Annotated in this window: 8 protein-coding genes and 1 pseudogene; 4 read left to right on the top strand and 5 right to left on the bottom strand. The window is 67.1% G+C overall.

The features are described from left to right. Positions 1–426 precede the first annotated feature (426 nt). Positions 427–1,749: a DUF4832 domain-containing protein gene (locus AC1D12_RS19715; protein ID WP_477842385.1), complete on the bottom strand. Its 1,323-nt coding sequence runs from the start codon at positions 1,747–1,749 to the stop codon at positions 427–429. 576 nt (positions 1,750–2,325) lie between these two features. On the opposite strand from AC1D12_RS19715, the pseudogene AC1D12_RS19720 reads away from it, so the two are divergent. The 4 genes and pseudogenes from AC1D12_RS19720 to AC1D12_RS19735 form a co-directional block, all read left to right on the top strand. Next, positions 2,326–2,463, top strand: a pseudogene (locus tag AC1D12_RS19720) (GreA/GreB family elongation factor); the annotation flags it as partial. 124 nt (positions 2,464–2,587) lie between these two features. Then, positions 2,588–2,986, top strand: a complete 399-nt coding sequence (locus tag AC1D12_RS19725) for a Na+/H+ antiporter subunit E (RefSeq protein WP_477842393.1) — start codon at positions 2,588–2,590, stop codon at positions 2,984–2,986. After that, positions 2,983–3,258, top strand: a complete 276-nt coding sequence (locus tag AC1D12_RS19730; RefSeq protein ID WP_477826709.1) for a K+/H+ antiporter subunit F — start codon at positions 2,983–2,985, stop codon at positions 3,256–3,258. Before AC1D12_RS19725 ends, AC1D12_RS19730 begins: the two co-directional genes overlap by 4 nt. 2 nt (positions 3,259–3,260) lie before the next feature. Next, the gene (locus AC1D12_RS19735) at positions 3,261–3,596 is read left to right on the top strand and encodes a monovalent cation/H(+) antiporter subunit G (RefSeq protein ID WP_477842387.1); all 336 of its coding nucleotides are present in this window, start codon (positions 3,261–3,263) and stop codon (positions 3,594–3,596) included. Between the two features lie 22 nt (positions 3,597–3,618). On the opposite strand, the gene AC1D12_RS19740 is transcribed toward AC1D12_RS19735, so the two are convergent. The 4 genes from AC1D12_RS19740 to AC1D12_RS19755 all read right to left on the bottom strand — a co-directional run bounded on the left by AC1D12_RS19740 (position 3,619) and on the right by AC1D12_RS19755 (position 6,973). Further along, on the bottom strand, positions 3,619–4,392 hold the full coding sequence (locus AC1D12_RS19740) for an Ig-like domain-containing protein (RefSeq protein WP_477842389.1): 774 nt from the start codon (positions 4,390–4,392) through the stop codon (positions 3,619–3,621). Between the two features lie 3 nt (positions 4,393–4,395). Then, a complete protein-coding gene (locus AC1D12_RS19745) occupies positions 4,396–5,649 on the bottom strand; it encodes a hypothetical protein (protein ID WP_477842391.1) in 1,254 nt (417 codons plus the stop codon). A 14-nt stretch (positions 5,650–5,663) separates the two neighbouring features. Then, a complete protein-coding gene (locus AC1D12_RS19750; RefSeq protein WP_477825272.1) occupies positions 5,664–6,101 on the bottom strand; it encodes a cupin domain-containing protein in 438 nt (145 codons plus the stop codon). A gap of 116 nt (positions 6,102–6,217) precedes the next feature. Continuing rightward, positions 6,218–6,973 (bottom strand): SDR family oxidoreductase, encoded by a 756-nt coding sequence (locus AC1D12_RS19755; protein ID WP_477825271.1) that lies wholly within the window; start codon positions 6,971–6,973, stop codon positions 6,218–6,220. Positions 6,974–7,098: the final 125 nt, after the last annotated feature.

Here is a 7,098-nt window from a genome sequence, read left to right on the forward strand (position 1 = left end):
GCGCCGACGTCGGGGCTCGGTGCCGCGGCGGAATCCGCATCCTTGCCGCCGCACCCGCTGAGCACGGCAGCTGCGAGGAAAAGGGAACCCAGCGCGACCAGCGCTGCGCGCGGCCGGCCCGGTTCCTCGGGACTCTGATGCTTCATGTTCTCGCTCCTTGGATCGTCTTGTGGCTTGGGGCTTCGGCGCCGGGAAATTCAGCAATCCTCAGCGCCGGGTGCATGCGAGAAGTGATGCGCAGGTTTGATGCCAGCATCGGGGCTGGTGCACGGCAGCGGGACCGGTTCCACCGTGCATGCGCTGCGGAGCCCGCGAGCGTGCGGTCCTGCCGCCGGGAGCGTGCCTTTCAGGGCAGAGACAGCCAGATACAAGTCTGACCGTTTGGGGTCGTCCGGCAGCAGTTCTGGGCGGCCGGTCCGAGGGGTGTCATCGGACCGCGAGGGTGGTGCCGAAGCGGAAGGCGCCCAGCGACGCGTCCCATCCTTGTCGGCTGGCCGCATTGTCTGCATTGGCCGGCCGCACGGCGAAGCGCGCATCGCTGCCGAGCTGCCCCGCGCCATCGGGCAATGCGATGTAGACGTCGTGCTCGCCGGCCTGCGTGCCCGCAGGAACGGTCACCGACACATCGTGCGTGAAGGTGTCGCCCGCGGTCCAGGTGCGGGGATCGACGGAGGTCGACAGCTTCACCACCGTGCCGCTGGTTCGATGCTTCAGCAGCAGCAGCACCGGGCGCGCCTTGAACGGCCGCGCCCAACCGGCATTGCGCACCGTGAATCGCACGGACAACGCGGCACCGGCCGGGGCGGTCGCGGCATGTTCGGCCGAGACGAACTCCAGCCGGTAGCCCATCAGGCGCTTGACCTCGTCGTAGCACCCGTCCTGTTTCCAGCGGGTGTGGAAGGCTTCGGTGTAGTAGTCGTTGTTCAGGTAGGTCAGCGAGAACTGCCTGCCTTCCGCCAGGATGTCCGCGCAGCTGGTCCGCGGCTGCGCACCGGCGTCGTCCGCCGGGTTGCAGGTTTCACCGCCGAAGGGCGTGACCTTCGCGAGCGCCATGGTGTAGTTGCGTTGCTGCTGCCTCGTGGTGGCGTTGTCGCTGTAGGTGCCGACGTCGGTGGCGCTGGCCAGGAAGCAGTCGTTGTGCACGCCCGAGCGCGAGGCGGCCGACCCGTTGAACGCGGTCGACTCCGCCGGTGGCGTGGCGAACCACTCCATCACGTAGGGCGGGTAGCGGAACTGGACGAACTGCTCCTGGGGCAGGGCGCCGAGCAAGGCATCGCGGATGCTCGTGCGGTTGCCGGCGCTGGTCAGGCCGTTCGACGAGGTGTGCCACTCGCCCCAGGCCCCGATGAAGCCCGCTTGCAGGTAGGCGATGACGTCGGTGTTCTCCTGCAGCACCGGCTTGAGCTGGGCGATGTGGGCAAGCACCTGGGTGAGCGATGCATCGGTTGCGTTGCGGTACTCGGTTTCGCCGTCCGGGTAGTTGTAGACGAAGCGGGGGATGATCTTCACGCCCGATTGCCGCGCGTTGGCGAAGCCGGTGCGCAAGCCGTCGAGCAGGGCGGCGGGCAGGGCGGTGCTCTTGTAGGCGTCGAGCCGGACCATCGCGTAGAGAACGCGGAAGCCGTTCGTGTACGCATCGGCGCCGTCGTCCTTGCTGAACTGGTTCAGGTCCGACCAGGCCCAGCGGTAGAAGCCGCGCTCGGGATTGGGAATCTCGGCGTTGCTCGCGGTGAACTGCGCGGACGCCATCGGAGCCGGAGAAGGTGCTGGTGCTGGTGCTGGTGCTGGTGCTGGTGCTGGTGCTGGTGCTGGTGCTGGTGCTGGTGCTGGTGCGGGGCCACCTTTCTGCGGGGCGCTCGAGCTGCCATCGCCGTCCGAACTGCCACCGCAGCCCGCCACGAGTGCCGTGCTCGCGCAAAGCGCCATCAAGGCCCTCAGCTTCCGGAATTGCGCCTTGTTTCTGTTCATGGAGTTCACGGCGTTTGCCGATGGCTTGCAGGAGCCCGGATTGTCTTGAAACTCATCCTGCGCCCTGCCATCGATGAGGCTTGGTTGCATGTCTTACTTCAGATCGCCGGGCCCGCAGCCCGCGCGATGGCGTCTGTCGGCGACTGCCCGGCATGCGCCCGATGACTGAAGGAATGCCCGATGGAAGTCCTGGCACTCGAGCGCACGCTCACCGAACTTGACCATGTTCGACTCCTGAACCTCCTGCGCCGCGACCGGCGCAGCGATGGCTCGTCCACACCCCAGCCGGCGATCGCGCAGGTCCTCGATGCCTGCGCCATCGTGCCGTCCCGCCAGGCCCCGCCGGACTTGGTGACGATGTACTCGCAGGTGCTGCTGAGGGATCTCGAGACCGGCCAGCTCAGCAAGCTCGCGCCGTGCTATCCGGCGGACGCGCAGCCCGCGGCCGGGTTCGTCTCGGTGCTGTCGCCCGTTGGCGCCAGCCTGCTCGGCCTGAGCGTGGGCGCCGTGGCGCGCTGGTCCACACCCGCGGGCGAAGCGCGGGCCGCCGAGCTCATGCACATCCTCTTCCAGCCCGAGGCGAGCGGCGACTACGCGATGTCGCCGCAGGGAGAACGCAATGAAATCATTCAATTCCATGGTGGTGGCCACCGACTTCTCGATCGATGGAAACAACGCGGTGCGCCGCGCGGCGCTGCTGGCACACGAGCACGGTGCCAGGCTGAAGCTCGTGCACGTGCTCGATCCGGCCGGCTGCAAGCCGCTGCGGGACTGGTCCTCGCCGCGCATCGACATCGATCTCAAGGCCGCGCAGGCACGCGAGTCGCTGCGCCGTTTCGCGATCGAGATCGCGGCGTTGGCGATGATCACGGCCGTCGTGCCGGGCACCGTCTGGGCCGAGCTCGCACCCGACCGCAGTGCGTTGCTCATCCATGTCTTCGATCTCGACGACGAGGCCGCCTTCATCCGGCACTTCAAGACCGACTACGAACAGCCCCTGAAGGAGATCTTCGAATGAGCGATCTGTTGTCGTTGGCGATCACCGTCACGCTGATCCTGTACGCCGTCGCCATGGGCATCGGCACGGCACGCCTGTTCCGCGGCCCCAGTGCGCAGGACCGCGTGCTGGCGATGGATTTCATCTACGTGGTCGGCATGCTGGCGATGCTGGTGCTGGCGATCCGATACGACAGCGAGATGGTCCTGGAAGGCGCCCTGCTGATGGTGCTGTTCGGCTTCGTCGGGTCGTTGGCGATGGCCAAGTTCCTGCTGCGCGGCGAGGTGATCTGAGCATGGCCGCCGTGGCCGAGATCGTGGTGGCGGCGCTGCTGGTGACCAGTGGCGCGGTGGTGCTGGTGGCCGCGCTCGGCCTATGGCGCTTGGGGGACTTCTTCCTGCGCATGCATGCGCCCGCCCTCGCGTCCACGCTCGCGGCCTGGACCGTCACCCTGGCCTCCATCGCGCACTTCAGCTCACAGGGCGCCGGCCTCAACCTGCACGCGTGGTTGATCATCATCGTGATGTCGATCACGGCCCCGGTGACGACCATCGTGCTGGCGCGTGCCGCGCTCTTCCGCCGCCGGCAGGCGGGGGAGCCCGTGTCGGGTCCCTTGAAGCGGCGCGGTTGACATCCGCTGGGTGTGGGCCTTGTCATCGGACCTGACGAGCACCGCCCTCCACGACGAAGGGGACGGCTGCATCGACCGCGAGCCCGGGCGGTGAATGGAGGGGCGCCTCGAACCGGCTGCCCAGCCGGTTCCCCGCGGGGTCCTCCAAGCTGCCATGAGCGACCAGCTTGTACGTGCCGGCTCGCCACGGCGAGTCGGGAGTGAACGTCCAGGTGCTTTCGCCAGGGGCCAGCTCGACGCGCCCGGCCACCCGGCGGTCGCGTTCATCCGCGATCGCCAGGTAGCCCGCAGCGCGGCCATCGATCGGGCCATCCAGCGTCACGACGACCGGCTGCCTCGAACCGGCGCGCACCACCGAGACCTGCCAGGCCGAAACCGCAGGGCCGGTCGTCTTCGCCGGCCCCACGTGCCACTGCTTGATGGGACGTCCGTCGAGCGCCAGCGTCACGTCTTCCCCGGCCGACAGGATCGGCCCGCGTTCGTCGTGCGCGGTCAACCCGCTCTTGACGCGTCCGGGATGCATCAGCACCGTCAGCAGCGTGCCGTCCGGTGACCAGAGCTCCTGCTCGAGAAACGGCTCCTGGACCGGCGTTCCATCGGCGCGCAACAAGGCGAGCCGGCGAAGCACCGGGCCTTCGACCTGTGCCTCGAATCGGATCGAAAGCCGCAGCAGGTTGGCGGGGACCTCGGGGCCCGAAGGCTGGACGAGGGCCACCCGGGCGGGCGGCTGCCGGGCGTGAGAGCACCCCAGCGCCACCGCGAGAGCGGTGGCGCCCAGCCACTGATGGCAACGCATGGCTCACTCCGAAGGCTGGATGTGGTCTTCGAAGCCCTCGTCCTTCATGATCATGTCCAGCCGGGGCTTGACGTACTTCAGCTGGAATGCATCGGCCTTGAAGCTGTATTCCTGGAAGGCGTACTCCGACACGTGATCGCTCAGCCGGAAGCTCAGCTCCTTGCCGATGGTGACGAGCTGCAGGGTGTCCTTCTCGAGCTGGCGGCGCACGACGATGAACGACTTCTCGTCCAGGTTGTCCACCCGCAGCACACCGGCCAGGGGCGCGGTCGATACCTCCAGGCCGGCGATCTGGCCGAACGGCACGATCTTGTCCATGCCCGGGCGGCCGCTCGCGGCCTCGACCTCGGACAGCGGGATGATGTTGGCCGCGCGTCCGAAGTTGACCAGCAACAGGAAGTCCTCGGTCTTGCCCTGCTCGGTCTTCGAGTAGGAGACCAGGCCTGCGGGCGTGTTCCCATAGCCGAGCTCGGCGATCGTCTTGCCACGTATGTGCGCGCCATCCTTCAGGTCATCGAGCGGGATGGTGACGATGGGCGTGCACGTGTAGGCCGCGACGAGGTAGGACTTCCCTCCCCAGTTCGCGAAGCTCAATGCCCGGATCGGGGCACGCGTCTCGATCAGGTTGTGGCCTGTGTGATAGATCTCGATGGAGGTCGTCGAGTGCCGGGCGTCGAACGGATACCTGACCCGCCGCAGCGTCGAGGCGAAGTCCTGGTTGGACAGGCCAGCGATGAAGATCTCGCCATCGCGCCACTTCATGTCGGTGACCGTGAAGCTTCGCTCGGGCGCGTCGTTCCAGAACTTCTGGTTCGACGTGGGCGCGTCATGAAGCGGGATCGACGTCGACTTCGCCGCCTTGAGGTCGATGCGGCGAGCATGGTGGTCGTTCGTCACCGCGAAGAGCGCGGGCGTCTTCGCGGCGCCGTAGCTGATCGCCACATAGACCTCCGCCGTTCCCGGGCGGGCGACCATGTCTTCGACCGTGAGCCTGGCGCCGCCGACCTGCCTTGAAAGCAGCGCATCGAGATCGAAGATGTTGAAGGTCGTGCCGGCCGACCTTTGCGGCGCCTGCGACAGCGTGATCGCGTGGACGCGCCCGGCTTTCCAGTCGGCGACGAACAGGACATTGCCGGGTCCGGCAGCCAGGCGGGATATCGACTTGATTTCTGCTGCCGAAGCATTCATGGCGAGACTGAGACCACAGGCAGTGGCAAGGTAAAAGGAAAGGGAAGGGGCGATGACGGAGAGACGCATGGGGAATCCTTCGTTCAACGCACGGGCGTCAAGACCGGAGCACCCTTGTTCTTCACAAGGAACACCACGAACTTCGCCGGCCGGGTCGTGCTGGCATTGCGGCCAACGACATGCACGTCGTCGGGCCCCTCGTAGAAGCTTTCACCTGCCTGCAGCGCCACGGGCTGGCCACCCTTGAGCTGCATCACGATCGAGCCCTCCAGGACGTAGACGAATGCGTGCGCGTCGTGGCGATGAACTTCGTCCGTGCTGCCGGGCGGGTAGACGACTTCCAGCATCAGGCCTTCCTTGCCCGGCAGGTCGGGGAGATCCTTGAGCGCCACCTCCTTGACCTGTGCATGCGGCGCCGCGTGCGAGTGGGGCGCGGCCAGCACGCCCAGCAGCAGCGCGCTGGCCACGGCAAGGGACTTTGCGTAGAGGGGAGGCTGCCTGTGAAGGGTGTGCTGAGTCATGGAGGCTCCTGAAGGTGTGATGGGATGGAATCGCAGCCATCGTAGGAATTGGAGTGCCGGCGCGCTAGACGCGTCGGGGGGATCGGTCTGTTGCCCGTGGGGCACCAATCGCCTGCTCAGGTCGGCGCGGCGCTGGCAGCCAGCCAGTCCTCGAAGCGGATCGCACCGAGGCGAGCGTTGTCCCCGGCTGTGAGCGACCGATCGGAGAGGAGAGCGCCGAAGTAGCGCGCGTGAACGTCCGCCACGACCTTGCGCGAATCACGCGTCGCGCGCAGGAAACGCCTGCCCAATTCGTCGAGCGGAATGGCCTCCGGGCCGCCGACTTCGACCGTGCCGTTGAGCGGCGGTGCCACTGCGAGCTCGGCGAGCGCCGCCGCCACGTCGGTCGACGCGATCGGCTGGATCAGCGCCGGCGACAGGCGGATCTCGTCGCCGACCACGCCCGCCTGGGTGATCCCGCCGACAAACTCGAAGAACTGCGTCGCACGCAGGATGGTGTAGGGGAGGGTGGACGCCTTGATGAGCCTTTCCTGCGCGACCTTCGCTCGGAAGAATCCGCAGTCGGGAAGCCGTTCACTGCCGACGATCGACAGGGCGACATGGTGGCGCACGCCGGCGGCAGCTTCTGCTGCCAGCAGGTTGCGGGTCGACGTCTCGAAGAAATCGAGGACGGCCTGGTCTTCCCAGTTCGGCGCATTCGCCACGTCGACGACCACATCGGCACCGTCGACCGCCTGGGCCAGGCCCTCGCGGGTGATGGCGTTCACGCCCGTGGCGGGCGAGGCTGCGAGCACGTCATGGCCGCGCGCCCTGAGGTTCTTCACCAGTTTCGTTCCGATGAGGCCGGTGCCTCCGATCACGACAAACTTCATGGCTTCTCTCCGATTCTTTCGACCGCAACCGTTGCCGTCGATGTGCATGGAGATTGCCTGCGCGCTCCGCGGAAGTCCTTGCCATTGCCTTGGATTTCCCTTCAGGAACGCCTGCTTGTTCGTCC

It is taken from the genome of Rhizobacter sp. P1_G5 (genome assembly GCF_056405435.1).